General features: G+C 65.7%; 22 protein-coding genes. 17 read left to right on the top strand and 5 right to left on the bottom strand.

Annotation, left to right across the window (positions count from 1 at the left end; translation table 11 throughout):
- Positions 1–73 precede the first annotated feature (73 nt).
- Positions 74–1,165, bottom strand: a complete 1,092-nt coding sequence (locus tag QXZ94_RS15060; protein WP_315721059.1) for a YbhN family protein — start codon at positions 1,163–1,165, stop codon at positions 74–76.
- A 370-nt stretch (positions 1,166–1,535) separates the two neighbouring features.
- On the opposite strand from QXZ94_RS15060, the gene QXZ94_RS15055 reads away from it, so the two are divergent.
- Complete coding sequence (locus QXZ94_RS15055) at positions 1,536–2,042, top strand: ferritin-like domain-containing protein (RefSeq protein WP_172115079.1); 507 nt, start codon at positions 1,536–1,538, stop codon at positions 2,040–2,042.
- A gap of 74 nt (positions 2,043–2,116) precedes the next feature.
- Here QXZ94_RS15055 and QXZ94_RS15050 read toward each other — a convergent pair whose 3' ends face one another.
- On the bottom strand, positions 2,117–2,548 hold the full coding sequence (locus QXZ94_RS15050) for a hypothetical protein (RefSeq protein WP_315721058.1): 432 nt from the start codon (positions 2,546–2,548) through the stop codon (positions 2,117–2,119).
- Between the two features lie 49 nt (positions 2,549–2,597).
- On the opposite strand from QXZ94_RS15050, the gene QXZ94_RS15045 reads away from it, so the two are divergent.
- The 3 genes from QXZ94_RS15045 (at position 2,598) to QXZ94_RS15035 (ending at position 4,678) form a co-directional block, all read left to right on the top strand.
- Positions 2,598–3,182, top strand: a complete 585-nt coding sequence (locus tag QXZ94_RS15045; RefSeq protein WP_315726286.1) for a hypothetical protein — start codon at positions 2,598–2,600, stop codon at positions 3,180–3,182.
- 260 nt (positions 3,183–3,442) lie between these two features.
- The gene (locus tag QXZ94_RS15040; RefSeq protein WP_315721057.1) at positions 3,443–4,030 is read left to right on the top strand and encodes a YdcF family protein; all 588 of its coding nucleotides are present in this window, start codon (positions 3,443–3,445) and stop codon (positions 4,028–4,030) included.
- Positions 4,031–4,054: 24 nt separating this feature from the next.
- Positions 4,055–4,678 carry a class I SAM-dependent methyltransferase gene (locus QXZ94_RS15035; RefSeq protein ID WP_315721056.1) on the top strand — a complete coding sequence of 208 codons (624 nt, stop codon included), beginning with the start codon at positions 4,055–4,057 and terminating at the stop codon, positions 4,676–4,678.
- Positions 4,679–4,727: 49 nt separating this feature from the next.
- On the opposite strand, the gene QXZ94_RS15030 is transcribed toward QXZ94_RS15035, so the two are convergent.
- Positions 4,728–5,153 (bottom strand): universal stress protein, encoded by a 426-nt coding sequence (locus QXZ94_RS15030; RefSeq protein ID WP_315721055.1) that lies wholly within the window; start codon positions 5,151–5,153, stop codon positions 4,728–4,730.
- Positions 5,154–5,205: 52 nt separating this feature from the next.
- Entirely contained in the window at positions 5,206–5,745 is a 540-nt protein-coding gene (locus QXZ94_RS15025; RefSeq protein WP_315721054.1) for a histidine phosphatase family protein, read from the bottom strand.
- A 116-nt stretch (positions 5,746–5,861) separates the two neighbouring features.
- Between QXZ94_RS15025 and QXZ94_RS15020 the strand changes: the two genes are divergently transcribed.
- From QXZ94_RS15020 to QXZ94_RS14975, 10 genes are all read left to right on the top strand, one after another.
- A complete protein-coding gene (locus QXZ94_RS15020) occupies positions 5,862–7,295 on the top strand; it encodes an FAD-binding oxidoreductase (RefSeq protein WP_315721053.1) in 1,434 nt (477 codons plus the stop codon).
- A gap of 94 nt (positions 7,296–7,389) precedes the next feature.
- Positions 7,390–7,893 (top strand): peptide-methionine (R)-S-oxide reductase MsrB, encoded by a 504-nt coding sequence (msrB, locus tag QXZ94_RS15015; protein ID WP_172115093.1) that lies wholly within the window; start codon positions 7,390–7,392, stop codon positions 7,891–7,893.
- Positions 7,894–8,189: 296 nt separating this feature from the next.
- Positions 8,190–9,995 (top strand): flagellar hook-basal body complex protein, encoded by a 1,806-nt coding sequence (locus tag QXZ94_RS15010; protein WP_315721052.1) that lies wholly within the window; start codon positions 8,190–8,192, stop codon positions 9,993–9,995.
- A gap of 43 nt (positions 9,996–10,038) precedes the next feature.
- Entirely contained in the window at positions 10,039–11,901 is a 1,863-nt protein-coding gene (gene flgK, locus QXZ94_RS15005; protein WP_315721051.1) for a flagellar hook-associated protein FlgK, read from the top strand.
- Positions 11,902–11,916: 15 nt separating this feature from the next.
- Entirely contained in the window at positions 11,917–13,788 is a 1,872-nt protein-coding gene (locus QXZ94_RS15000; RefSeq protein ID WP_315721050.1) for a flagellar protein, read from the top strand.
- Positions 13,789–13,880: 92 nt separating this feature from the next.
- The gene (locus QXZ94_RS14995; RefSeq protein WP_315721049.1) at positions 13,881–14,687 is read left to right on the top strand and encodes a hypothetical protein; all 807 of its coding nucleotides are present in this window, start codon (positions 13,881–13,883) and stop codon (positions 14,685–14,687) included.
- Positions 14,688–14,698: 11 nt separating this feature from the next.
- Positions 14,699–16,324, top strand: a complete 1,626-nt coding sequence (locus tag QXZ94_RS14990) for a hypothetical protein (protein ID WP_315721048.1) — start codon at positions 14,699–14,701, stop codon at positions 16,322–16,324.
- A 52-nt stretch (positions 16,325–16,376) separates the two neighbouring features.
- A complete protein-coding gene (locus QXZ94_RS14985; protein WP_315726284.1) occupies positions 16,377–17,567 on the top strand; it encodes a hypothetical protein in 1,191 nt (396 codons plus the stop codon).
- A complete protein-coding gene (locus QXZ94_RS14980) occupies positions 17,564–19,072 on the top strand; it encodes a pyridoxal phosphate-dependent decarboxylase family protein (RefSeq protein ID WP_315721047.1) in 1,509 nt (502 codons plus the stop codon). Before QXZ94_RS14985 ends, QXZ94_RS14980 begins: the two co-directional genes overlap by 4 nt.
- Before the next feature lie 348 nt (positions 19,073–19,420).
- Positions 19,421–20,968, top strand: a complete 1,548-nt coding sequence (locus QXZ94_RS14975) for a flagellin (protein WP_315721046.1) — start codon at positions 19,421–19,423, stop codon at positions 20,966–20,968.
- A 159-nt stretch (positions 20,969–21,127) separates the two neighbouring features.
- On the opposite strand, the gene flbT is transcribed toward QXZ94_RS14975, so the two are convergent.
- Positions 21,128–21,562, bottom strand: coding sequence for a flagellar biosynthesis repressor FlbT (gene flbT / locus QXZ94_RS14970; protein WP_315721045.1), 435 nt, complete (start codon positions 21,560–21,562; stop codon positions 21,128–21,130).
- Positions 21,563–21,942: 380 nt separating this feature from the next.
- Here flbT and QXZ94_RS14965 point away from each other — a divergent pair, with 380 nt between their 5' ends.
- The 3 genes from QXZ94_RS14965 (at position 21,943) to flaF (ending at position 26,006) form a co-directional block, all read left to right on the top strand.
- On the top strand, positions 21,943–23,490 hold the full coding sequence (locus tag QXZ94_RS14965) for a flagellin (RefSeq protein ID WP_315721044.1): 1,548 nt from the start codon (positions 21,943–21,945) through the stop codon (positions 23,488–23,490).
- A gap of 230 nt (positions 23,491–23,720) precedes the next feature.
- Positions 23,721–25,292, top strand: coding sequence for a flagellin (locus tag QXZ94_RS14960; protein ID WP_315721043.1), 1,572 nt, complete (start codon positions 23,721–23,723; stop codon positions 25,290–25,292).
- Between the two features lie 348 nt (positions 25,293–25,640).
- Positions 25,641–26,006: a flagellar biosynthesis regulator FlaF gene (flaF, locus tag QXZ94_RS14955; protein ID WP_172114420.1), complete on the top strand. Its 366-nt coding sequence runs from the start codon at positions 25,641–25,643 to the stop codon at positions 26,004–26,006.
- Positions 26,007–26,152: the final 146 nt, after the last annotated feature.

Here is a 26,152-nt window from a genome sequence, read left to right as displayed (position 1 = left end):
CGATGGGGCGGAAATAAGAGGGCGGCTGGCAACGTCAACCGCGCCATCACAAACGGTGGTCGGAAGCGCCAAGTCAACCTTGTGAGTGGCGCTTGATCCGTTGCGGAACCGGCGCGGTTGCAGCCGCCGTTGCGCGCTTGGCGGCGATCTCGTCGGAGACGGCCGCTTGCAGCCGGCGCCGCTCCTGCCATGGCTTGACGACGTTGAGCCAGAGTTCCCGGACCCCCATGATCGAGATCGCGATGCCGAACGGGATCACGAAATACAGCACGCGGAACACCAGCAGGGTGGCAAGCAGCTGCTCGCGGCCGAACTGCGGCAGCGCCACCAGCATCGCGGCGTCGAACACGCCGATGCTGCCGGGCGCGTGGCTGGCGAAGCCGAGCAGGGTGGCGAGGATGAACACCACCGACAGCGACAGGAAATCGATCGGCGGGTTGGCGGGAACGAGCAGGTACATCGCCAATGCGCAGAAGCCGAGATCGACCACACCGATCAGGATCTGCACGATGGTCAATGGAGCGGAGGGCAGCACCACCTTCCAGCCGTTCTGTCCGAGCTGGCGCCGGTTCTTGCCGGCATAGAGCCAGCCGAGATAGGCGAAGATGGCACCGAGGATGCCGATCGCGATCAGCTGGTTCACCGCTGGCGGCAACTGATCCATCGCGGTGGCGGCGGCCGGATGCAGGGTCATGCCGATGCCCAGCACGAACAGGTTGCCGAGCCAGAAGGTCAGCCCCGACAGGAAGCAGATCTTGGCGACGTCGATCGCCGACAGGCCGTAATCCGAATAGATGCGGAAGCGGATGGCACCGCCGGTGAACACGGTGGCGCCGATGTTGTGGCCGATCGAATAGCTGGTGAAGGCGCTCATCGCCGCGATGCGATAAGGCACGTGTTTCTTGCCAATCGTTCGCAGCGCAAAATAGTCATAGAACGTCAGCGTGCAGAACGCGCCGACCACACACAAGGCGGCGAGCGCGATGTGACCGGGCGGGATCTCGGTCAGCGCCGTCAGGATGACGCCGCCGTCGACGCCCTTCAGCGTGCGCACGAGCGTGGTGATCGCGAAGGCGATGATCGCAAGGCTCGCTGCAATCCCCAGCCGCTTCCAGCCGATCCATTTCTTGAAGCCACGCGAGAGCGTGGTCAGCAGGCGCTGCATTCATCCTCCCGGCGGGGCGGCACTAGATCTTTGAGAAGGGACAAAACCATTGAACGATGAGGGCGGGCAATCCGTGACAGCCTGTTCCTTAAGCTAAAACGGACGCTTTGTGCAGTCCTTGACACAGCGCAGCTCCGGCGTCGATCCGCGGGTCTGTCACACTCCAGTCACATAGCTGCGGCCGCCTTAGTTCGGTCCCATTGGTTACCCGCCAAGCAAGTCACGACCGGCCGCGAGGTTCCGGCGGTCGCGCCGACGCGGGCCGGAACAACGGACGCGTCACCCGGTTAGCGCCTGCGGGGGTAGCGAACATGGCCACGATCGGTCGGGGAGGGCAAGCCATGTTCCGAACCAAGAGGACAAGTGGCAAATGGGACTCTTCACCAAGGACATCAAGACGATGAACGACCTGTTCGTTCATCAGCTGCAGGACATCTATTACGCCGAGAACCAGCTGATCAAAGCGCTGCCCAAGATGGCCGACAAGGCGACCGATCAGCAGCTCAAGCAGGGATTCCTCACGCATCTCGACGAGACGCGGACGCATGTGAAGCGGCTGGAGCAGGTGTTCGAGATGCACGGCATCGCGCCGAAGGCGGTCGACTGCCCGGCGATCGACGGCATCATCGAGGAGGCCGAGGAGGTCGCCGGCGAAGTCGCCGACAAGACCGTGCTCGACGCCGCCTTGATCAATGCCGGCCAGGCGGCCGAGCACTACGAGATCACCCGCTATGGCAGCCTGATCGCCTGGGCCAAGCAGCTCGGCCGCAGTGACTGCGCGGCGGTGCTGCAGAAGACGCTCGACGAGGAGAAGGCGACCGACATGAAGCTCACCAAGCTCGCCGAGACCACCGTCAATTTGCGCGCGGCCAGCTGATCGCGCCGCACGACGTGATGAGGCAAAACGCCGCGCGGAAGCACCGCGCGGCGTCGTCATTTCGGAGGGGGTGATCAGCTCTTGCGCAGGGCGAAATTGGCGCCGCAGAACGCCATCAGGGCGCCCAGGCAGAGCGCGGCAAGTCCCGCCAGCACGCCGGAGGCCGACGGCACCGGGCTCGGTCCGGAGATCGCCTGGCCGATGCCGGCCAGCATCAGCACGCCGACCACGACGAGGAAGTTGCGCGCACGCTGCGGGATCTCGCCGGATACCGCGCTGTGCATGATGTTGGCGATGAAATAGCCGCTCGAGAAGCCGACCGTCGCGATCAGCCACCAGGCGATCGCCGAGCCGGCTGGCATGAAGGCACCTTCGCTCTGCCACAGGCCGCCGAGATCGAGGCCGTAGCGGGCGCCGAGCATGTGCACGGCGAGCGCCAGCAGCACGCCTGCGGCCATCGCGCCGGCCAGGATCAGGTGGCGCGGAAAATGGATCGTTTCGCTCATCGTTCGTTTGTAGGATAAGGCGCCCGACCCACGCAACAGGACCGCCCCCATTTCCGTACCGACACCATCCGATGCGCCCATCGGCTACGCCTACAAGGCGTCGCTGATCGGCTCCGCCCAGGAGTTCGAGCTGACCGAGCAGGGCCTGTCGTGGCGGTTCGCCGGCCACGCCGGGGTATGGCCCTATGCCGACATCGCCGCGATCCGGCTGTCCTACCGACCGGTGTCGATGCAGGCCAAGCGCTTCCGCGCCGAGATCACGCACCGTGACGGCCGGCGACTGAACGTCATCTCGACCACCTGGCAGACCGTGACCCTGATGGTGCCGCAGAGCGAGGCCTACAGGACCTTCATCCTTGCCCTGCATGCGCGGCTCGCAGCCGCAGGCAGCACGGCGCGGCTGACCGGCGGCCTCGGTCGTGCGGTCTATGCCGCCGCGGTGGCCGTGATGGCGGTGGTGACCGTCGCCATGGCCGCGCTTCTGGTGCGCGCGCTCGTCATCACCGAGTGGTCGGGAGCGCTGTTCCTGATCGGCTTCGCCGCGCTGTTCGCCTGGCAGGTCGGCGGCTTCGTCATCCGCAACAAGCCGCAGACCTACACTTTCGCAGCGATCCCGCCCGCGCTGCTGCCGTGATCACGGGACGTCACCGCTGGTCATCGAATGTGACCCGCGCTGGCGGCGCATCGTGCGACGATGTCGGTTGAGTCCGTCCCTACGGTCATTCCGGGGCAATCGTCGATGCGCAGACGCGAAGCGGCGGCGCGTTGACGATTGAACCCGGAATCTCGAAGTTGTTGCGCAAGACAAGCTCGGTATTCCGGGTTCAAGGCCTTGCGGCCTTGCCCCGGAATGACGGCGCGCGAGGCAGGATAGGACGCTGCTGGAGAAGCTCGATGCAGGATCGCGCGCAGCGTTGGCCCGATGCCGGTGAGATCGCCGCCATCAACGCGCAGCATTTCGCCGACACGCCGCTGCGCCCCGCCGATCTGCTGTTCGTGTTCGGCACCCGCGTCGAGGAGGAATTGCGTGCCGAGACGGCAGCCAGCCTCTGGGAGCAGGGCTGTTTCCGCCACGCCATCGTCAGCGGCGGGATCACGCCTGGCGCCGAGCTGTCGGAGTGCACGCTGATCAAGGCCGCCATGGTCAAGCGCGGCGTACCGGCGGACCTCATCCTCGAAGAGCATCACGCCATGAACACCGGCGAGAACGTCGTGTACTCGCTGCCGGTGATCGAGGCCACGCTCGGCCTCGCCAATGTCAGGACCGTCATCTGCCTCGGCAACAGCTGGACCGCGCGGCGTTATGCAATGACCCTGCAGCGGCACTGGCCGCAGGTCGAGAAGATGCTGCTGACCGTCGACGGCTTCGGCGTGCCGCGCCATCTCTGGCACACCCATCCGGAATTCCGCCGCCGCGTGCTGAGCGAGTGGGACAAGATCGAGCCGTACAAGGAGAGGGGCTTCATTGCAGAGTGGCCGTAGCAACGCCTGTACCAGGACATTTCCATGACCGAAGCAGCTCATCGCATCATCGCTCACTATGAGACCCGTGCGTTGTCGTGGGACGCCGACCGCCGCGCAGCGGCGTGGACCGATAGACCAGCCATCGACCGCTTTGTATCTCTCCTCAGACCGGTGGCGACCGTGCTTGATGTCGGTTGCGGAGGTGGCGTGCCGGTCGCAGCGCACATCGTGGGGCAGGGGTTTTCGGTCACCGGCGTCGACAGCTCTCCGACCATGATCAGCCTGTGCCGAACGCGGATGCCAGGGCAGACGTGGATCGTCGCTGACATGCGCTCGTTCACCTCAGACCAGCAGTTCGACGGCGTGCTGGCATGGGACAGCTTCTTTCATCTCGCGCACGATGATCAGCGACGCATGTTTCCGATCTTCGCAGCCTGCACGGGGCCGGGCGGCGTTCTGATGTTCAACGCCGGTCCCGCGCACGGCGAAGCGATGGGATCATATCGCGGCGATCCGCTATATCACGCGAGCCTGGATCCGTCGGAATACGAGGCGTTGTTGCATGCCAACGGCTTCGAGCCGATCACGCATGTGACGGCCGATCCTTCGAATGGCGAGCGGAGCTTCTGGCTTGCCCGCGCGGTTCGCGCCGGCGCGCTGATCTGACCAGCGTCGCTCTGGCGCCCAAGAGCTGCGGTGATGTGCTCGATCGTTGCTACGGCCTGACCACCAGCACCGAGCACTTCGCATAACGCACCACATGCCCCGCATTGCTGCCGAGGAAATACGTCCGCATCGCCGGGCGGTGCGAGGTCATGACGATCAGATCCGCCTGCACCTTGGCGGCCTCCTCGAGGATCTCGTGATAGATGCCGCCCTGGCGCACCGTGTAGCTGATGCGCTCGGCCGGGATGCCGGACTCGCGGGCCACGATCGACAGCGCTTCCTCGGCGGTCTCGCGCTGCTGGGCGTCGAAATCGGCGGGGACATATTCGGCGAGCATCACCGGCGTCATCGGCATCACGTTGAGCAGATGCACCTTGCCCTGCCACGTCTCCGCCAGCGTGGCGGCGGTCGCAATCGCCGGCTTGGCAAGGTCGGTATCGGCCAGATCGATGGGAACCAGAATCGATTTGAACATCGCGGCCTCCTTCACTGGGCGCGACCATTACGCGCTCCGCCGCGGCGGCCTGTCAATCGGAGCCCTGCTTGAGCAGCTTCGGTGTGACGAACATCAGGAGCTTGCCGCGCGCGAAGCTCACATCCCCCCAATCGTCGGTGTCGAAGTCGAAGATGGCGAGGCCGGAGGTCGGCATGTTGCGCATCAGCTCCTGGCGCGCCTCGGGATCTCCCTGGCCGGTCAGCGCCAGCGCCAGCTCATGCAGGCCGGGATTGTGGCCGACGACCAGCAGCTGCTTCGGATCGAACGCCGCTGCAAGGCGGATCTGATGCAGGATCTGCATCGGCTCGGCGCCGTACAGCTCCGGCACGGACTCGACCTGCGGGGAGACGATGCGGTCCTTCATCGCCTCCAGCGCGAGCTCCCAGGTCTGCTGTGCCCGCACCGCCGTGGACACCAGCACCAGCTCCGGCGCGAGCGGATGGCCGGCGATGAAGTCGCCGATCATGGCGGCATCCTGGTGCCCGCGCTCGTCGAGACGGCGGTCCTGGTCACGGCCCGAGGGCGCGTCAGTCTCGGTCTTGGCGTGGCGCAGCAGCATCAATCGGCGCATGGAATCCGGTCTCGAATCGGTCAGGGTGTCTCAGCCTGTATCACGTCTCTTTATCGCCACTAGAAGCGGCATGACGTCAGGTGACAGACCGGCGCAGGGTTCGCTAAGAAAACGCCATGAGCGAGACTTTCACAAGCGCGATCGATGACGCGAATGCCGCAGGTGCGATCACCCGGACCCGGCTGAATTTCGACCTCGACGTCGATGTCTGTGTGGTCGGGGCGGGACTGGCGGGGCTGACCACGGCGCTGTGCGCGGCGCGGCAGGGCGCCAGCGTCGCGGTGCTGGAGGGCCGCCAGGTCGGATGGAACGCCTCCGGCCACATGCTCGGCACGGTGCTGCCCGGATTCGACCTGCCGCTCCCCGACCTGATCGAGCGCGTCGGCCTGGAGCATGCGCGCGCGCTGTGGGCGCTGTCCTGGTCGGGCGCCGAGTTCATCCGCGCCCAGGCCACCGAGATCGCGATGCCCGGCATCGGCCTCAGCGAGGGCGCGCTCGAAGTCTCCAACGTCGACGCCGGCGATGCGCTGATCCGCCGCCTGCAGATGCTGCACGAGGATTTCGCCACCGAGGTCGAGGGCTGGCAGGTCGAGCGCGTCAGGAGCGAGCTCAAGACCAGCCGCTATTTTCATGGCGTCCATTACCCCCGGGCGTTCCAGCTCGACGGCCGCAAGTATGTCCACGCGCTGGCGCGGCTGGCGCACAAGGCCGGGGCGCGGATCTTCGAGGACACGCCGGTGGTCAGCATCGATGCGTCCGGCGTGCGCAAGCGCATCGTGACGCCGTCGGCGCGGATGCGGGCTTCGCACATCGTGCTCGCCGGCAACATCCACCTGGGCGCGCCCTTGCAGAAGCTGTCGGATACGCTGCTGCCGGTGTGGCGCTATGGCGGCGTCACCGCGCCGCTCGGCGAGGCGCTCGCCGAGGCGATCGCCTTCAAGGGCTCGGTCCACGACACCGACGGCATCGACCATTTCCGCGTCGTGGACGGCGACCGGCTGATGTGGGCGAGCCCGGAGACGACCTGGGACGCGCGTCCCAGCGGGTTCGCCTCGGCGCTGCAGCGCCGGATCCGCACCGTGTTTCCGCAGCTCGGCCGCGTCGAGATCACGGAGACCTTCGGCGGCGTGACCGGCCAGACGGTGCACGGCATGCCCCAGATCGGCCAGCTCCGCAAAGGCCTATGGGTGGCGAGCGGTTTCGGCCGGCAGGGGATGAACACCTCCGCGATGGCCGGTCAGCTGATCGCGCAAGGCATCCTTGCCGGCGACGACCGCTGGAAGCTGTTCTCGCCGTTCGAGCTGGTCTGGGCCGGCGGCGTCAGCGGCCGGGTCGCCGGCCACGTCGTCAATCTCTGGGTCCGAGGCCGCGCCGCGGCTGCAGGTACCCTGGCACGGCACCGCGAGCGGGCTCGGGCGCAGGAGCGGATCCGGGAGATCAGGGCCGCCGAGGCGCGCCGCCAGGCGGCGCAGCGCCCCGGCTCGCGCCTGCCGCTGCGGCCGCAGCCGTCCGACCTGACCCGCCGTCCGGACGCCGGGGAGGGCGGGTAGCTCGCAAGAAAGTGAGGCATCGAACCCGCAGCCGACGTAACTTCGCGGGATCTCGTCCGTAAATCCGGTAACAAGCCGCCGTACGGAGACAACCATGATCGACCGCCGCATGATGTTCACCACCGCTGCCGGATTGTTCGGCTTCGCCGCCCTGCGCTGGTTCGGCGGCTCGGAGCCGGCACGCGCCGCCGAGAAGTTCGAGATCGAGAAGACCGAGGCGGAGTGGCGCGCCCAGCTGACGCCGGAGCAGTTCGACATCCTGCGGAAAGAAGGCACCGAACGGCCCTGGACCAGCCCGCTCTTGAAGGAGCACCGCAAGGGCACGTTCGCCTGCGCCGGCTGCGACCTGCCGCTGTTCTCCTCGGATACCAAGTTCGACAGCGGCACCGGCTGGCCGAGCTTCTTCAAGCCGCTCGACAATGCGGTCGGCACCCGGCAGGACAAGACCTACGGCATGGTCCGCACCGAGGTGCATTGCCGCCGTTGCGGCGGCCATCTCGGCCACGTGTTCGACGACGGTCCGAAGCCGACCGGGCTGCGCTATTGCATGGACGGCCTGTCGCTGGTGTTCCATCCGGCCAATCCGTCCTCGACCTGAAAAATCTGCGCCTGGATTGTCGACGGCGTCCGTTGAAGACCTGAAAAGCGGGTCTTCGAGGACGCGCCGGCACCTGTGAGCAGCAGCCAGGCCGGAGCGCGATGGTGCGCGTTCGGCCCGGCAAGAACTGCCGGCTCGGCAATTGTTCACCACTTTCGGCACCGCTTTTTTGACGTTGTTATTTCCCAACTCGCTGATTTCGCAGCGAAATGCCATCTGGCACAGCGATTGCGATGCTCTCCACGAAAACGCGGCCATGGGCGGACCGGCCGCCGGGTCAATGTGGAGAGAATGGTATGGGTATCTTCGACGCGATGAACACCTCGGTGAGCGGCCTGTCCGCTCAATCATTCGCGCTGCAGAACATTTCCGGCAACATCGCGAACGCCTCGACCGTCGGCTACAAAGGCATCGGCACCAGCTTCGAAGACCTCATCCCGAACGCCACCAACCCGACCCGGCAGAATGCCGGCGGCGTCACCGCCTTCGCCAAGGCGACCATCACCACCCAGGGCACCGTCTCGACGTCCTCGGTCGCCACCAACATGGCGATCAACGGCGACGGCTTCTTCAACGTGCAGAAGGCCTCGTCGGTGGTCGACAACGTCCCGGTCTTCACCGGCGTCACCAACTACACCCGTCGCGGCGACTTCCAGCTCAACGCCAACGGCAACCTGATCAATGGCGCCGGCTATTACTTGATGGGCGTCGCGGTCGACGCCAAGACCGGCAACGCCACCGGCAACGTGCCGACGGTGCTGCAGTTCGCCAACAATTTCGTGCCGGCGCAGGCGACCACCGCGATCCAATACGCCGCCAACCTGCCGACGCAGCCGAAGACCGGCGCCAGCGGCAATGCGGCGACCGGCACGCTGGTCGCGGCCGGCGGCCTCAACTCGGCCGATCTCTCCAACGTGCCGCTGCCGGTCGGCACCAATTTCTACGCCGATGCCACGGTCACCGGCGCCACGGCCAACAACAAGAACGCGGTGGGCATCACCACCTCGACCCTGCTGTCCGGCGGCGCGCTTACCGACTCGATCACCACCGACTTCACGGCCGGTGACACCATCACCCTGACCGGCAGCGCGGGCGACGTCGTTACCTTCACCTTCGTCGCCTCCGGCGCCTCGGGCAACCAGATCAATGTCGGCGATTCCGTCGGCACGCTGCTGGCCAAGATCGCCGCGGTGACGGGTGTGTCGCCGACCATCACCGCCGGCAAGATCACGCTGCATTCGGGCAGCGGCGAGGACTGGAGCCTGAGCAGCGCCGCGGGCGGCTTCGCGGCGCTTGGCCTGACGTCGCCGGTGGCCTTGACGCGAACGGCGAGCGCCGGCACCGGCATCGTGATCGGCAACGACCTCACCAACTTCAACAACGAGACCATCTCGGGCGGCGCGGTCACCACCTACAACTCGGCGGGCACGCCGGTGAACGTGCAGCTGCGCTGGGGCAAGGTCGACAGCTCGACGCTCGGCACCGGCCATCAGGACGTCTGGAACCTGTTCTATCAGACCGATTCCAACGCGACCGGCTCGACGGTGGCCTGGCAGAACGTCGGCACCAATTTCGTGTTCGGCTCCGACGGCTCGCTGACCTCGCCGACCTCCTCCAACATCTCGATCCCCAACGTGGTGGTCGACGGCACCACGCTCGGCACCGTCAGCCTCAACATCTCCTCAGGCGCGCTGACGCAATATGCCAGCACCGTCGGCTCGGCCACGATCAACCAGATCTCGCAGAACGGCTTCGCCGCCGGCCAGCTGCAATCCGTCGCCGTGAACAATAGCGGCATCGTCACCGGCACCTTCTCCAACGGCCAGACCATCAATCTGGCCCAGGTGACGCTGTCGCACTTCAACGGCACCAACTATCTGAAGGCGCTCGACGGCGGCGCCTATGAGGCGACCGACCAGTCGGGGCAGGCCATCATCGGCGCGTCCGGCAAGATCTCGGGCGGCTCGCTGGAAGGCTCGAACACCGACATCGCCGACGAGTTCACCAAGCTGATCGTGACCCAGCAGGCTTATTCCGCCAACACCAAGGTGATCACGACGGCCAATTCGATGGTGCAGGATCTTCTGAACGTGCTGCGCTGACGGCGCAGCGCGTGGCGGTTGAATTGACACAAGGCAAACGAACATGGGTTTGAGTTCCGCCCTCGCCACCGCGATGTCCGGCCTGCGCTCGACGCAGGCCGCGCTCTCGATCATCTCGTCGAACGTCGCCAACGCCAATACGCCCGGCTACGTTGTACAGAACCCGAACCAGATCGAGATCGCCAGCGGCGGCTTCGGCTCGACGGTGATGACGACGGGCGTCAACCGCCAGCTCGATCTGTTCGTGCAGAACCAGCTCCGCACCGAGACGTCGGGCGGAACCTATGCCAACCAGATGGCCAACATCCTGACGCAGCTGCAGAGCGTGTACGGCACGCCCGGCGGCAGCGGCACAATGGAGACGGCGCTCAACAACTTCACCACGGCGCTGCAGTCGCTGTCGAACAATCCGAGCAACCAGTCCGCGCAAGCGGTGGCGCTGTCGGCTGCGCAAGGGCTGGCGCAGCAGCTCAACGCGACCACCAAGGGCATCCAGACGCTGCGCACCAATGTCGAGCAGGACATCGGCAACTCGGCGACGCAGGCCAACGCGGCGATCAAGCAGATCGCCACCTTGAACACGCAGCTGCAGGGCCTCAGCAGCTCCGATCCGCTGTCGGCGACGCTGCAGGACCAGCGTGACAACGCCATCGACACGCTGTCGAAATATGTCGACATCCGCGTGGTGTCGGACTCGACCAACGGCGTCAGCGTGTTCACCAATTCCGGCATTCAGCTGGTCGGCGCGGGGCTGACTTCGGAGTTCACCTTCTCCTCGCCCGGCACGCTCGACGCCACCTCGCTCTACAACAGCAATCCGACCAAGAGCGGCGTCGGGCAGCTCAACATCAAGCTGTCGAATGGCGTCTCGCTCGACGTCGTGGCCAACAATCTGCTGAACTCCGGGCAGATCGCGGCCGACCTCAAGCTGCGCGACCAGACCCTGGTGCAGGCGCAGACCCAGGTCGATCAGCTCGCCGCGACGATGGCCTCGGCGCTGTCTGACAAGACCACGGCCGGCACGGCTGTGACGGGACCTCCGGCCGGCTTCGACGTCTCGACGACGGGGCTGCTCGCCGGCAACACGATCAACCTGACCTACACGGATTCGAGCAACGTCCAGCGCCAGGTCAAGATCGTCAATGTCAACGATCCCGCCGCGCTGCCACTGCAGAACGCCACCGGCGCCAACCCGTCCTATGTCGGCGTCGATTTCTCGCTCGGCATGGCCTCGGTGGTGACGCAGCTCAACAGCGCGCTCGGCGGCGCGCATCTGCAGTTCGCCAATCCCTCCGGCACCACGCTGCGCATCACCGATGACGGCACCAGCCAGGCGACGGTGAAGTCGGCCTCGTCGACAGTGACGGTGCAGACGCTCGCCAGCGGCAACCCGCAGCTGCCGGTGTTCACCGACGGCAGCGGGGTGTATACCGGCGCGATCACCTCGACCGGATCGCAGATGACCGGGCTCGCCGGGCGGCTCAACGTCAATCCGGCGCTGCTCAACGACGCGACCAAGCTGTCGACCTATTCGACCTCGCCGCAGACACCCGCGGGCGACTCCACGCGGCCGGACTTCCTGTTCGCGCAGCTGACATCGGCGACGTTCAGCTATTCGCCGACCACCGGCCTCGGCTCGGCGGCGCAGCCGTTCCAGGGCACCGTGTCCGGCTATCTCCAGCAGTTCGTCAGCCAGCAGGGCAGCGCCTCGACGCTCGCGACCCAGCTCAGCCAGGGGCAGAGCGTCGTCGTCAGCACGCTGAAGGAAAAGTTCAACTCGACCGCCGGGGTCAACATGGACAGCGAGATGTCCAACCTGATCCAGGTCCAGAACACCTATGCGGCCAACGCTCATATCATGTCGGTCGTGCAAAGCATGATGCAGAGTCTGATCCAGGCTTTCTAGTGAGGCGCGAGTAAGATGTCGATCAGCAGTATCAACTACGGAACCTCTCTGCTCGGTCTGTCCGTGCGGAACATCTCCAACCAGCTCGCGGACCTCTCGACGCAGCTGTCGAGCGGCGTCAAGGCGAACAACTATGCCGGCATGGGGCCGGACGAGGGGTTTGCGATCGCGGCGCGGGCGCAGCTGTCGAACATCGCCGGCTTCACCACGACGATGACGCACGTCAACACCGTCATCGGGGCGGTCAACACCTCGTTGCAGTCGTTGTCCAAGATCGCAAGCCAGGTCCAGAGCGGTGCCTCGGCCACGCCGCAGAACCTGACCAGCACCGGTCAGACCACGGGGCAACTGACGGCGTCGTCCAACCTGTCGGCGATCACCGGCATCCTCAACACCCAGGTCGGCGATCGCTACATCTTCTCCGGCAGCGCCACCGACCGGCCGGCGATCGCCTCGGCCGACGACATCCTGAACGGCACCGCCACCCAGGCCGGGCTGAAGCAGGTGATCGCCGAGCGGCAGCAGGCCGATCTCGGCCTCAACGGTCTCGGCCGCCTCAATCTCTCCGCGTCGGCGACCATGCCGATCACGCTGGCGGAGGACGTCGCCGGCTCACCATTCGGATTCAAGCTGAGCTCGGTGACCTCGTCGCTGACCAATGCGACCGTGACCGGACCGTCCGGCTCGCCGGCGGGAATCTCCGTCGACCTGACCGCCGGCAATCCCAACGCCGGTGATCAGATCAGCTTCGTCTTCAAGCTGCCCGACGGAACCTCGGAATCGATCAAGCTGACGGCGTCGACCACGACGCCGGCGCCCACCAACACGTTTGCGATCGGCGCGACTCCCGCCGCGACCTCGGCCAACCTGAATGCGGCGCTGAATACGGCGCTCACGACCTTGGCCAACACCTCGCTCGTGGCGGCCTCCGCCGTGACCGCGGGCGACAACTTCTTCAACACCGCCAGCTCGGTGTCGGGCACCGCGGTCAACAACAAGGCGGGGACGCCGGCGCCAATCACCGGGGCAACGCTGCTGTCGGGCATCGCCGGCACCGATTCGATCGCGACCGACTTCACCGCCGGCGACACCATCACCGTGAACGGGCAGACGCTGACCTTCGTTGCCTCGGGCGCGAGCGGCAACAACCAGATCAACGTCGGCGACAGCGTGCAGACGCTGCTGTCGAAGATCGATGCGCTGAGCGGGACGTCGAAGGCCTCCACGGTGAGCGGCGGCGCCATCACCTTGCGCACCGACGATGCGGCGACCTTCTCGGTCTCGAGCTCGAACGCCGGTGCCTTCGCCGCGCTCGGCTTTTCGGGCACCGTCACCGCCGCGACCCCGCCTTTGCGGGTTTCCGGCGTGCCGCTGGGATCGGCGACCAGCCTCGTCAACGGCTCGACCAGCACCGTGGCCTGGTACACCGGCAACAGCGGCCCGGGCTCGGCACGGTCCAGCTCGACCATCCGCATCGACACGGCGCAGAGCATTCAGTTCGGCGCCCAGGGCAATGAGTTCGCGATCCGCAACCTCGTGCAGCAGACCGCGGTGTACGCCGCCGTCAACACGCCGCCGGCCGGCGCGAACGCGCCGCAGCAGATCGGCGCGCTCAGCGAGCGCATTGCCGCCAACCTGACGGCGCGGATCGGCCAGCAGTCGATCTCGGACATCCAGACCGAGTTTGCCAACGCGCAGACCACGATGAAGGACGCCGCGGCCCGCCAGACCCAGGCAAAGGCGGCGATGCAGGCACTGGTCGACCAGACCGAGGGCATCTCGCAGCAGGAGGTGGCAGCCCAGCTCCTGCAGCTGCAGACCAATCTCCAGGCGTCCTACCAGACGACCTCGATGCTGTCGCAATTGTCGCTGGTGAAGTTCCTGTAAAGCAACGGGGGCGGCGGTTAGGTTTTCGTTAACCACGTCTCTTTAGCTTTTGTTCAGATCTGGGGCGAGAGCCTCTTTTTCTGGAGGCTGACGTGAGTAACCCGATCGACGAGCGGATCCACCTGGTGATCGCCACCCCCTGTTTCGGCGGCCAAGTGTCGAGCATCTATGCAAGCTCGATCTTCGCCCTGCAGCGCGAGCTGCGCGCCACGTCGAACGTCGACCTGACCGTCCACATGCGCGACGGCGATGCGCTGATCACCCGCGCCAGGGCCAATCTCGTCACCTTGTTCCTCAACGATCCCTCCGCCACGCATCTCCTGTTCGTCGATGCGGATATCGGTTTCGCGCCCAAGCAGGTGTTCCGGCTGATCGAGTCCGGCGGCGACATGGTCGCAGGCGTCTATCCGGTCAAGAAGGTCAATTGGAACAAAGCGCGGCGCGCCATCAACGCCAACCGCATGGACGTGCCGGCGGCCTCGCTCGACTATGTCCTGGAGATCGACAATCCGGACCACGTCGCGGTGGTCAACGGCTTCACGCGGGTGCGCTATGCCGGCACCGGCTTCCTGATGATCCGCCGCCGCGTCATCGAGGCGATGATCGCGCATCCGGCCTACGCTCCGCTGCAGTTCTTCCGCGAGCACTCGCAGGATGCGCTGGCCGGCAATCCGAACCGCTTCGCGCTGTTCGAATGCATGATCGACCCGGAGACGGGCACCTATCTCAGCGAGGATTTCGCCTTCTGCAGGCGATGGACCGATCTCGGCGGCGAGATCTGGGCCGATCTCGACAGTCGGCTGGATCATGTCGGTCCGTCGGTGTTCCACGGCAATGTCGCCTCGCAGTTTGCGTCGGCGGTGGCGGTTCCCACCGCTGCTGCGGCAGACGCAGCCTGACGATCCGCAACATGACCCCGGCGGCAACCCGGTCGGAAAGTCTTCAATCGTCCCGCAGCGAGCGGCGCGGGCAGGGCGCTGCGACCGGGCTGCGCGATCTCTTCGCCTTGCTCGGCGATCTCCTGATCGACGGCGGCGACACCCGCCTGGCGCTCGATCGGCCCTGGGGCCGCAACGCCTATGGCTGCTCGCCATCGCCCGCGCCGGATCTGGTGTGCTTCGCCTCGAGCACGGCCTCGCCGATCTCGGAGCGCGCCTATGCGCGCGTCGAGCTGGCGCGCGAGCGATTGATGCATGCGGCGATCTCGCTCGGCGTCGACGAGGCGCTCGACCGCCGCACCGAGGAGATGCGCGGCGAATTGCGCGGTCATCTGCGTCTTGCCGACGATGTCGACATCGTGTTCTCGCCATCGGGCACCGACGCGCAGCTCCATGCGCTGGCGCTGGCGCGCGCGCTGCTCGGCGAGCACGTCACCCATGTCGTCGTCGGGAGCGATCAGACCGGCAGCGGCACGGCGGCAAGCGCTCGCGGATGTCATTTCAGCACGCGGACGGCGAACGGCCTTGCGGTGACCAGAGATGCGCCGATCGACGGCCTCGCGAGCGAGGCGGTGTTCCTGCCGCTGCTCGACGGCGCCTCGATGCAGCCGCGCGGCGATCTCGCTCCGGCCGTGCTCGACACGGTCGAGGCGATCGTCCGGGACGGCCGTAACGTCCTGCTGCAGGTGATGGACTCCTCCAAGCTCGGCTGGCGCGCGCCGGGACTTGCTTGCCTGGACGAGGTGATCAGGCGCTGGCCGGGCCGCGTCCAGGTCGTCGTCGACGCCTGCCAGATGCGGCTCGGCCCGGGCCGGCTGCGCTGCTATCTCGACCGCGGCCATCTCGTGCTGATGTCGGGCTCCAAATTCTATGGCGGGCCGGCCTTCAGCGGCGCGCTGCTCGTCCCGCGCCGCGTGGCGTCGGCCCTGGGCGAGGGTCACGCGGTCGCGTCCGGATTGTTCGACTACGTCAATCGCAGCGATTGGCCGCTGGCCTGGACCGATCTGCGGGCCCGCTCGGCGCCGCGCGCCAACGTCGGACAATGGCTGCGCTGGGAAGCCGCGCTCGAGGAGATCGCGGCCTATCAGGCGGTGCCCGCTTCATTCCGCCGGATGGCGATCCGGCAACTCGGAGAGGCGATCGAAAGCCTGCTGCTGCTGTCGCCGGTGCTGCGCCCGTTCGCTCCCTATGCGAGCGCCGACGAGGACGATGACGAGTTCGGCCGTCCGACGATTTTCCCGTTCGCGCTTCAGCGCGAGGGGCGGCCGCTCGATCTCGGCGAGACGAAGGCAGTCTATCGTGCGCTCCAATACGATCTCGGCAGCCGCTTCAGCGGTCGGACGGCGGCCGTTGCCGCGCGTCAGTGCCTGATCGGTCAGCCGGTCCGTATCGAGCGGCCCGGCGAGGCGCCGACGGCCGCGCTGCGGCTGTGCATCGGCGCGCGCCAGCTGACGGAGACATGGTGCGACGACGTCACCACCGCGCGCGTCAATCTCGAAGCCGAAATCGACCGCATCGCCGACGTGGTCGCCAAAACAGAGCTGCTCGTATCGGATCTGAGCAGCCGCGATCTCAGGGACATCTGCCATGCCAACTGATCTGCTCGCTTTGGCCGAAGCCGGCCGCACGGGATGTGCCGAGCGCACCGGCATGGCGAAGATCGCCAAGGCCGCCTTCGACGGCCAGGATCTCAAGCCGACATGGGCTGCGCTGCTCGGCAAGCTGCTCGACGGCAGCGCCACGCCGGGCGAGGGGCTCGATCTGGCGCTGATCGCACAGCTGCTGGGCGAGAAATCGTCCGGGCTCGCGATCCAGCACGACGTGCTGCAGTCGCAGCAGCTCTATCGCGTGGCCGGCAATCACCCGGCGCCGCGGCTGCGCGTGCTCGCGCTCGCGGCGGCAACCGACATGGGCAGCAATACGCCGATCGAGTTCCTGCTCGAGGACACCGACATCGAGCTGATGCTGCTCTACGTCGTGCCGGGCGCGGAGCTGCCGGCGCCGCTGCCGGCGCATGACGTCGCCATCGTCATCGCCTCCGATTCCGAGGATTGTCAGCACGCGCTGCACGAGATCGACGCCGTCGCGGCGCGCTGGCCGCGTCCGCTGCTCAACCCGCCGCAGCGGATCTGGCATCTCGACCGCGACAAGCTGCATGCGCTGCTCGCCGGCATCGAAGGGCTGACGATCCCGCCGACGGTGCCGGTCGACCGCGAGCGCCTGGTCGCGGTGGCGGACGAGTGCGAATGGATCGGCGACGTCGATGACGCGCTGAGCTTTCCGCTGATCATCCGGCCGCGCGGCTCGCATGCCGGCGTCGGCCTGGAGAGGGTCGAGGAGCCGATCGAGCTGTCGCTCTATCTCGACGAGCGCGACGAGCAGGAGTTCTTCCTCGCGCGATTCGTCGACTATGCGAGCGAGGACGGCCAGTTCCGCAAGTACCGCATCGTGTTCGTCGACGGCGTGGCCTACGCCTGCCACATGGCGATCGCGCGGCGCTGGGACATCTGGTACCTCAACGCCGGCATGGCGGCCAGCGAAAGCAAGCGCCTCGAAGAGGCGACGTTCATGCAGACCTTCGACATCGGCTTCGGCCGGCGTCATCGCAGTGTGCTCGCGGAGATCGCCGAGCGCATCGGTCTGGATTATTTCATCATCGACTGCGCCGAGACCAAGGACGGCTCATTGCTGGTGTTCGAGGCCGACAATACGGCGGTCGTGCACAATATGGATTCGCCTGACGTCTTCCCCTACAAGCCGCCGCAGATGCGGAAGATCTTCGCGGCCTTCGCGGACATGATCGCCAAGCGCGCGGCAGCGGCGGCGGAGCAGGCGGCGTGACCGCCGAGCTGCGCAGCGATGTCACGTTGCAGCCGGCCGAGACGCTCGATCCGCGGGACTGGGACGAGCTGCGCGCGCAAGGTCATCGCATGCTCGATGACATGTTCGACTACGTCGCCGGGATCCGCGACCGTCCGGTGTGGCAGCCGATGTCACCGCCGACCCGCGAGCGCTTTCGCAGCCGGCTGCCGCACGCGCCGACCGATCTCGCCGAGGTCTATCGCGACTTCAGCGAGCTCGTCGTTCCCCACGCCACCGGCAACGTGCACCCCGGCTTCATGGGCTGGGTGCATGGCGGCGGCACGGTGGTCGGCATGCTCGCCGAAATGCTCGCCGCTGGACTGAATGCCAATCTCGGCGGCCGCGATCATGCGCCGATCGAGATCGAGCAGCAGGTGGTCGACTGGACGCGGCAGCTGTTCGGCTTTCCGCAAGGCGCCAGCGGCCTCTTCGTCACCGGCACCTCGATGGCCAATCTCATGGCGGTGCTGGTGGCTCGCCGCACGGCGCTCGGCGCATCTGTTCGCACGGCTGGCCTGGGTGAGACCGGCCGGTGCCTGCGCGCCTACACCTCGAAAGCCGCGCATGGCTGCATCGCCAAGGCGATGGATATCTGCGGCTTCGGCAGCGATGCGCTGCGCAGCATCGCCGTCGACGCGGCGCATCGCGTCGACGTCGCCGCGCTGCGGGCTGCGATCGCAGCCGACCGCGCCGCGGGCCTGAAACCCTTCCTCGTCGTCGCCTCCGCAGGAACGGTCGATATCGGCGCGATCGACGATCTCACGCAGGTGGCCGAGCTGTGCCGCAGCGAGGGCCTGTGGTTTCACGTCGATGGTGCGTTCGGTGCGCTCGCCATGCTGTCGCCGGAGCTCGCACCAATGCTTGCGGGCATCGAGCGGGCGGATTCGATCGCGCTCGACTTCCACAAATGGGGGCAGGTGCCCTACGACGCGGGCTTCCTGCTGGTGCGCAACGGCGCCAAGCATCGCGACGCCTTCGCCGCACCGGCCGCCTACCTGCGCCGGGAGACGCGGGGCCTTGCAGCCGGTGCGCAATGGCCGTGCGATCTCGGTCCCGATCTGTCGCGCGGCTTCCGGGCGCTGAAGACCTGGTTCACGCTGCGCACGTTCGGCACCGACGCGCTCGGCGCCATGATCGCGCGCAGCTGCGAGCTCGCGCGCCACCTCGAAGCGCGGGTGCGCGCCGAGCTCGAGCTCGAACTGATGGCGCCGGTCAATCTCAACATCGTCTGCTTTCGCTATCGCTGTGAGGACGCCGATGCGCTCAATGGCGAGATCGTCGCCGACATCCACGAATCCGGCCTCGCGGCACCGTCGACCACGGTGCTCGACGGCCGGCTGGCGATCCGCGCCGCGATCGTCAATCATCGCACCGATGTGTGCGACATCGAGCGGCTGATTGCAGCGGTCCTCATGTTCGGCCGTCAACGGGCGGCCGGCCTGACGCCGTTGGTCGAGATCGAAGCGCCGCCGCTGGCGCTCTGATCGCAAACGGCCTGTCAGCTTCGCTCCGCTGGTCGACGAGTACCACCGGAGCGATGACGCCTGCGCGTGTCGAACCGTTTCCAAAGGTGGTTGACGCGTCGTGAACGACACCCGTTTTTGGTGAATCTGCGAGGCTTTTCAACGGACGGCTTTACGCGTCGCTGCGACGATCAGACGCGTCGATGCGCCTGTTCTGTTGATTGAAGCGAGGCCGCCCCACAACCGCTTCAGCGTTTGTTAGCCACTGCCATTCACCGTGACGCCCGTCGTCCGGGTCGCCAAGTCGAGCTGGACGTCACGCCGATCTCGAAGGGATCGGCGTCGATTTCACACCAGAAGGGTATGAAAATGTCAGGTATCGTCCTCTCGGCGTCGGTGCGCCAGAATCTGCTTTCGCTTCAGTCGACGGCTCAGCTCCTCGCCACCACCCAGAACAACCTCTCCACGGGCAAGAAGGTTAACTCGGCGCTCGACAATCCGACCAACTTCTTCACCGCCCAGGGTCTCGACAACCGCGCTTCCGACATCAACAATCTGCTCGACGGCATCGGCAACGGCGTGCAGGTGCTGCAGGCCGCCAACACCGGCATCACCTCGCTGCAGAAGCTCGTCGACAGCGCCAAGTCGATCGCCAACCAGGTTCTGCAGAGCGCGGTGGGCTACTCCACCAAGTCGAGCGTGACCTCGACGGCTCTGACCGGCGCGACTGCCACCGACCTGCTTGGCTCCAGCTCGACGGCTGTGACCGGCTCGGTCGTGCAGAACGACAACACGACTCCGGCCGCCATCACCGGCTCGACCAAGCTGTCGGGCACGTCGGGCACCGCGTCGAACAACCTCGCCACCGGCATCACCTCCGGTGAGACGCTGGTCGTCAACGGCACCACCTTCACCTTCGTCACCGGCACGTCCTCGACGGGCACCAGCATCGGCATCGGCGACAGCGTCACCAACCTGCTGTCGGCGATCCAGTCCCAGACCGGCGTGACCTCGTCGATCACCGCAGGTGCGATCACCCTGACGCCGCCGGCGGCGGGATTGACGCTCTCGGGCAGCAGCGGCACCTTGGCCAAGCTCGGGCTGACTGCTGTCGGCGACGGCTTGTCAGGACAGACGCTGACGGTCGGCGCCACAGGAGGAGGCACGGCGACCAGCATCACCTTCGGCCTGGGGACAGGGCAGGTGAAATCGCTGAACGACCTCAACGAGAAGCTCGCAGCCAACAACCTGCAAGCCTCGATCGATTCGTCGACCGGCAAGATCACGCTCACCACCACCAACGACGCGGCCTCGGCCACGATCGGCACGATCGGCGGCACGTCGGCAGCCTCGAGCCAGGCCTTCAACGGTCTGACCGCGGCGGCTCCGGTGGCGGATACGACCGCGCAGACGCAGCGCTCGAACCTGGTCTCGCAGTACAACAACGTGCTGACGCAGATCAACCTGACGGCGAGCGACGCATCGTTCAACGGCGTCAACCTGCTGAACGGCGATACGCTGAAGCTGACGTTCAACGAGAACGGCAAGTCGACGCTGTCGATCACCGGCGTGACCTTCAACTCGGCGGGGCTCGGGCTCACCACGCTGACCTCGGGCACCGACTTCCTCGACAACAACTCGGCGAACAAGGTGATCGGCGTGCTGACCACGGCGAGCTCCACGCTGCGCAACGAGGCGTCGACGCTGGGTTCGAACCTGTCGGTCGTGCAGGTCCGTCAGGACTTCAACAAGAACCTGATCAACGTGCTGCAGACCGGCTCGTCGAACCTGACCTTGGCCGACACCAACGAGGAAGCGGCCAACAGCCAGGCGCTGTCGACCCGCCAGTCGATCGCGGTGTCCGCACTGTCGCTCGCCAACCAGTCGCAGGCGAGCGTGCTGCAGCTGCTGCGCTGATCCGCAGGCATCGTCATCTCGAGATCGAAGGCGGCGGGGGAGACCCCGCCGTTTTCGCGTCTGTGGAGCACGCGTGCCGTTGCGTGTCTTGCGTCCATACGAAGAGCCCGGCTCCGCGGGCGCGGAACCGGGCTCTTCGTGGGAGTGCTGTCGCCGAGGTCAGGCGGCGGAGCTGACCGTCTTGGCGGCCTGCTCGGCCTGTTCCGCCTCGGCCTGCTCGAGCAGCTTCTTCTCGAAGGCGACCAGCTTCTTGGCTTCCTTCAGCGCCTGATAGAGATCGCCGTTGAGGATGTGACCGTTGATGGCCTCGATGATGGGCCAGGCGCTCGGCACCGTCGTGATGATGTCGCGCAGCAGGTTGAAGTAGGTGCCGTGATCCGCATCTGCACCGGGCGAGATGTACATCAGCTGGACGGCGAGATAGACGAGCTTGGCTGGCGTGTCGGCGGTCTCCGGCGTGAGGATGTCCTTTTCGCGCAGGATCGGGATGTTGTCGCCGTCGATCAGCAGCCGTGCCCGCTGGTCGGTGTTGGTGATCACGCACGAGCCGATGATGATGCGCTCATGCGGCTTCAGTTCGACTTTCAGGGCCATTCTCGTCCTCCGTTGCCGCGATCGGCGCGGCGCCGAATCTGCTTCGGCGAGGCCGGCACTCATGTGCTGCCAGTCTAAATCGCGCGAACAGTCTGCGCGCTCGATCGCTCGGCGCGCAGCGATCCTTTCCGAACATGGTTAATGATCGGTAAATGACCGGCGCGCTTGGTAAATGTCTGGTGTTTTCAATGTGATCGCTGGTGCGCTCTGCGATGGTCGAGCGCGGCGGCGCGGCCGCAAGCGGCCGCTGTGGCGGGTGGCTTCACCCTTTGTTAGCCAGTCCCATTTACCTTAACGCACGTCGCCCGGTTGCGAAGTCGATACGGGCACAACCGATCCTGAAGGATCGGCCGTTTGTTTCACACCAGAAGGGTATGAAAATGTCAGGTATTGTTCTCTCGGCGTCGGTGCGTCAGAATCTGCTCTCGCTTCAGTCGACGGCTCAGCTCCTCGCCACCACCCAGAACAATCTCTCCACGGGCAAGAAGGTCAACTCGGCGCTCGACAATCCGACCAACTTCTTCACCGCCCAGGGTCTCGACAACCGCGCTTCCGACATCTCCAATCTGCTCGACGGCATCGGCAACGGCGTGCAGGTGCTGCAGGCCGCCAACACCGGCATCACCTCGCTGCAGAAGCTCGTCGACAGCGCCAAGTCGATCGCCAACCAGGTTCTGCAGAGCGCGGTGGGCTACTCCACCAAGTCGAGCGTGACCTCGACGGCTCTGACCGGCGCGACTGCCACCGACCTGCTTGGCTCCAGCTCGACGGCTGTGACCGGCTCGGTCGTGCAGAACGACAACACGACTCCGGCCGCCATCACCGGCTCGACCAAGCTGTCGGGCACGTCGGGCACCGCGTCGAACAACCTCGCCACCGGCATCACCTCCGGTGAGACGCTGGTCGTCAACGGCACCACCTTCACCTTCGTCACCGGCACGTCCTCGACGGGCACCAGCATCGGCATCGGCGACAGCGTCACCAACCTGCTGTCGGCGATCCAGTCCCAGACCGGCGTGACCTCGTCGATCACCGCAGGTGCGATCACCCTGACGCCGCCGGCGGCGGGATTGACGCTCTCGGGCAGCAGCGGCACCTTGGCCAAGCTCGGGCTGACTGCTGTCGGCGACGGCTTGTCAGGACAGACGCTGACGGTCGGCGCCACAGGAGGAGGCACGGCGACCAGCATCACCTTCGGCCTGGGGACAGGGCAGGTGAAATCGCTGAACGACCTCAACGAGAAGCTCGCAGCCAACAACCTGCAAGCCTCGATCGATTCGTCGACCGGCAAGATCACGCTCACCACCACCAACGACGCGGCCTCGGCCACGATCGGCACGATCGGCGGCACGTCGGCAGCCTCGAGCCAGGCCTTCAACGGTCTGACCGCGGCGGCTCCGGTGGCGGATACGACCGCGCAGACGCAGCGCTCGAACCTGGTCTCGCAGTACAACAACGTGCTGACGCAGATCAACCTGACGGCGAGCGACGCATCGTTCAACGGCGTCAACCTGCTGAACGGCGATACGCTGAAGCTGACGTTCAACGAGAACGGCAAGTCGACGCTGTCGATCACCGGCGTGACCTTCAACTCGGCGGGGCTCGGGCTCACCACGCTGACCTCGGGCACCGACTTCCTCGACAACAACTCGGCGAACAAGGTGATCGGCGTGCTGACCACGGCGAGCTCCACGCTGCGCAACGAGGCGTCGACGCTGGGTTCGAACCTGTCGGTCGTGCAGGTCCGTCAGGACTTCAACAAGAACCTGATCAACGTGCTGCAGACCGGCTCGTCGAACCTGACCTTGGCCGACACCAACGAGGAAGCGGCCAACAGCCAGGCGCTGTCGACCCGCCAGTCGATCGCGGTGTCCGCGCTGTCGCTCGCCAACCAGTCGCAGGCCAGCGTGCTGCAGCTGCTGCGCTGATCCGCAGGCATCGTCATATCGAGATCGAAGGCGGCGGGGGCGACCCCGCCGCTTTTTTTGCGCCTGGTTCGGTGCTGCCGCCCGTATCAATACTGGCTCCGAACGCGGGGCAGAGACCCGGGACGGAGCGTAACCAGACGTTAAGCAAGAAATTTAAAGCGCCATTAACCATGTTTTAAAAGTGGGTGGACTAGAACCTCCTGGTGAATAACTAGGAAGGTTTCACACACATGTCCGGTATCGTTCTCTCGGCTTCGGTTCGCCAAAACCTGCTGGCGCTGCAAAATACTGCATCGCTGCTGGCCACGACTCAAAACAACCTGGCCACCGGCAACAAGGTCAACACGGCGCTCGATAACCCCACCGAATTCTTCACTGCGCAATCGCTCAACAACCGTGCGAGCGACATTGCGAACCTGCTCGACAGCATCGGCAACGGCGTCCAGGTTCTGCAGGCAGCGAATACCGGTCTGACCTCGCTCCAGAAGCTGGTCGATAGCGCGAAGTCGATCGCGAGCCAGGTCCTTCAGGCGCCCACCGGCTATACCACCAAGTCGAGCGTGACCTCCGCGGTCATCCCGGGCGCGACCGCAAACAACCTGCTCGGCAGCTCCTCGAACAATTTCGTGGCCGGCAGCGTGGTCAACAACGACAATCTCAGCACGGCGGTGGCGATCACCGGGTCGACCCGGCTGTCGGGTACGGCGAGCTCCACCTCGAACGACCTGGCGAGCAGCATCACCACCGGCGACACGCTGGTCGTCAACGGTGTGGTGTTCACCTTCGTGGCCGGGTCCGTCTCGGCAGGCACCAATATCGGCGTGGGCGACACCGTCAGCAACCTTCTTGCCGCGATCGATTCGGTGACCGGCGCAACCGCGACGCCGTCCTCGGTGAGCGGCGGCCAGATCTCCATCGCCACAGGCACCGCGCAAGACCTGACGATATCGGGCACCGCCTTGGCCAAGCTCGGGCTGACAGCAGGCACGACGGCCCGAAATCCGCCGGCGTTGTCAGGGCAGACGCTGACGATCGCCTCGACAGGAGGCGGTGTCGCAACGAACATAACATTCGGCACGGGCGCCTCTCAGATATCGACGCTGGCCCAGCTCAACACCGCTCTTGCCGCGAACAATCTGCAGGCCAGCCTGAGCACGACCGGTCAGCTGACGATCCTCACCACGAACGAAGCGGCCTCGTCGACCATCGGCGCGGTCGCGGGCTCCTCGACCGCGGCGAGCCAGGCCTTCAACGGCGTGACCGCATCGACCCCGGTGGCGGACACGAACTCGCAGACGACGCGCGCCGGACTGATTGCCCAATACAACAACGTGCTGGCGCAGATCGACACCACCGCACAGGACGCATCGTTCAACGGCATCAACCTGCTGAACGGCGACACGCTGAAGCTGACCTTCAACGAGACCGGCCGGTCGACCCTGAACATCACGGGCGTGACGTTCAACAGCACCGGCCTCGGTCTGTCGGCGCTGGTGGTCGGAACCGACTTCCTCGACAGCAACTCGGCCAACAAGGTGTTGTCGACGTTGAACAGCGCATCGACGGCCATTCGCTCCGAAGCGTCGTCGCTCGGTTCGAACCTGTCGATCGTGCAGATCCGTCAGGACTTCAACAAGAACCTGATCAACGTGCTGCAGACCGGCTCGTCGAACCTGACGCTGGCCGACACCAACGAGGAGGCGGCCAACAGCCAGGCGCTGTCGACACGGCAGTCGATCGCGGTCTCCGCCCTGGCGCTGGCCAATCAGTCGCAGGCGAGCGTTCTGCAGCTGCTCCGCTGAGCGCGACCGTACCGGCATCTCCATCCAGCGAAGCGGCGGGCATGGCCCGCCGCTTCTTTTTTGCGCCTCGGCCACCGCGCTCACGCGCGGTCCGCCGGCTCCCCCGCGATGCTTCGGTATGCGGCGCGCGGTGTGCGTGCCCGCGGCGAAAGACTCCCGAATTTTTCCAAGCGATTTGAGCAAACACGTTCGCACCAAATTAAGAGGCCTCGCAGGTGCGGTTGTTTTCGACGTCTGGCGATATCGAGAGGCGAAATCCGCTAATAGCTGCTAACCATATTTTAAAGGCACACAACGTACAAAACCTGTGCAGTTTGTTGGTGTCCCCGCGTCAGTCCGGAGTACTTGATGTCATATGCCGCTCAAGCCTATGCACGCACGTCGCAAACGACGGCATCACCACGGGAGATCGAAGCTCAGGCATTGTTGAAGGCTGCGCGGCAGCTGCAGGAAGTGCAGGCCAATTGGAGCGGCCCCGATCGCAACATGTACAAGGCGCTGCTCTTCAATCGTCGCCTCTGGACGATCTTCATGAGCGCGATGGAGATGGACGACAATCCGAACTCGCTCGATATCCGACAGAACATCGCCAATATTGGCGTGTTCGTCATGAAGCAGACGATCGAGATGCAGATGGATCCGGATCCGGCGAAGCTGAAGTCGCTGATCGACATCAACTGCCACATCGCGGCGGGGCTATCCGGACGCAGCTGACCTTCCGGTCCGGACACCGGGAGGAAGCGCCTTGGCTGACGTCACCAGCATCTTGTCCATGTCCTAGACATCGAAGTCCTAGACATCGAACGTGTTGGAGCGACGGAACGTACGAAGCCGTCGGTCCAGCGCTCCATCAGCGCAGT

The organism is Bradyrhizobium sp. SZCCHNS2022, assembly GCF_032377575.1.
GTDB lineage: Bacteria > Pseudomonadota > Alphaproteobacteria > Rhizobiales > Xanthobacteraceae > Bradyrhizobium > Bradyrhizobium aeschynomenes.
This window is presented reverse-complemented; position numbering and strand designations above follow the sequence as displayed.

Coding starts and splice junctions, on each gene's coding strand:
- QXZ94_RS15060 (WP_315721059.1), bottom strand. CDS start 1,165: ATGCAGCGCCTGCTGACCACGCTCTCGCGTGGCTTCAAGAAATGGATC.
- QXZ94_RS15055 (WP_172115079.1), top strand. CDS start 1,536: ATGGGACTCTTCACCAAGGACATCAAGACGATGAACGACCTGTTCGTT.
- QXZ94_RS15050 (WP_315721058.1), bottom strand. CDS start 2,548: ATGAGCGAAACGATCCATTTTCCGCGCCACCTGATCCTGGCCGGCGCG.
- QXZ94_RS15040 (WP_315721057.1), top strand. CDS start 3,443: ATGCAGGATCGCGCGCAGCGTTGGCCCGATGCCGGTGAGATCGCCGCC.
- QXZ94_RS15035 (WP_315721056.1), top strand. CDS start 4,055: ATGACCGAAGCAGCTCATCGCATCATCGCTCACTATGAGACCCGTGCG.
- QXZ94_RS15030 (WP_315721055.1), bottom strand. CDS start 5,153: ATGTTCAAATCGATTCTGGTTCCCATCGATCTGGCCGATACCGACCTT.
- QXZ94_RS15025 (WP_315721054.1), bottom strand. CDS start 5,745: ATGCGCCGATTGATGCTGCTGCGCCACGCCAAGACCGAGACTGACGCG.
- QXZ94_RS15020 (WP_315721053.1), top strand. CDS start 5,862: ATGAGCGAGACTTTCACAAGCGCGATCGATGACGCGAATGCCGCAGGT.
- msrB (WP_172115093.1), top strand. CDS start 7,390: ATGATCGACCGCCGCATGATGTTCACCACCGCTGCCGGATTGTTCGGC.
- QXZ94_RS15010 (WP_315721052.1), top strand. CDS start 8,190: ATGGGTATCTTCGACGCGATGAACACCTCGGTGAGCGGCCTGTCCGCT.
- flgK (WP_315721051.1), top strand. CDS start 10,039: ATGGGTTTGAGTTCCGCCCTCGCCACCGCGATGTCCGGCCTGCGCTCG.
- QXZ94_RS15000 (WP_315721050.1), top strand. CDS start 11,917: ATGTCGATCAGCAGTATCAACTACGGAACCTCTCTGCTCGGTCTGTCC.
- QXZ94_RS14990 (WP_315721048.1), top strand. CDS start 14,699: ATGACCCCGGCGGCAACCCGGTCGGAAAGTCTTCAATCGTCCCGCAGC.
- QXZ94_RS14985 (WP_315726284.1), top strand. CDS start 16,377: ATGGCGAAGATCGCCAAGGCCGCCTTCGACGGCCAGGATCTCAAGCCG.
- QXZ94_RS14975 (WP_315721046.1), top strand. CDS start 19,421: ATGTCAGGTATCGTCCTCTCGGCGTCGGTGCGCCAGAATCTGCTTTCG.
- flbT (WP_315721045.1), bottom strand. CDS start 21,562: ATGGCCCTGAAAGTCGAACTGAAGCCGCATGAGCGCATCATCATCGGC.
- QXZ94_RS14965 (WP_315721044.1), top strand. CDS start 21,943: ATGTCAGGTATTGTTCTCTCGGCGTCGGTGCGTCAGAATCTGCTCTCG.
- QXZ94_RS14960 (WP_315721043.1), top strand. CDS start 23,721: ATGTCCGGTATCGTTCTCTCGGCTTCGGTTCGCCAAAACCTGCTGGCG.
- flaF (WP_172114420.1), top strand. CDS start 25,641: ATGTCATATGCCGCTCAAGCCTATGCACGCACGTCGCAAACGACGGCA.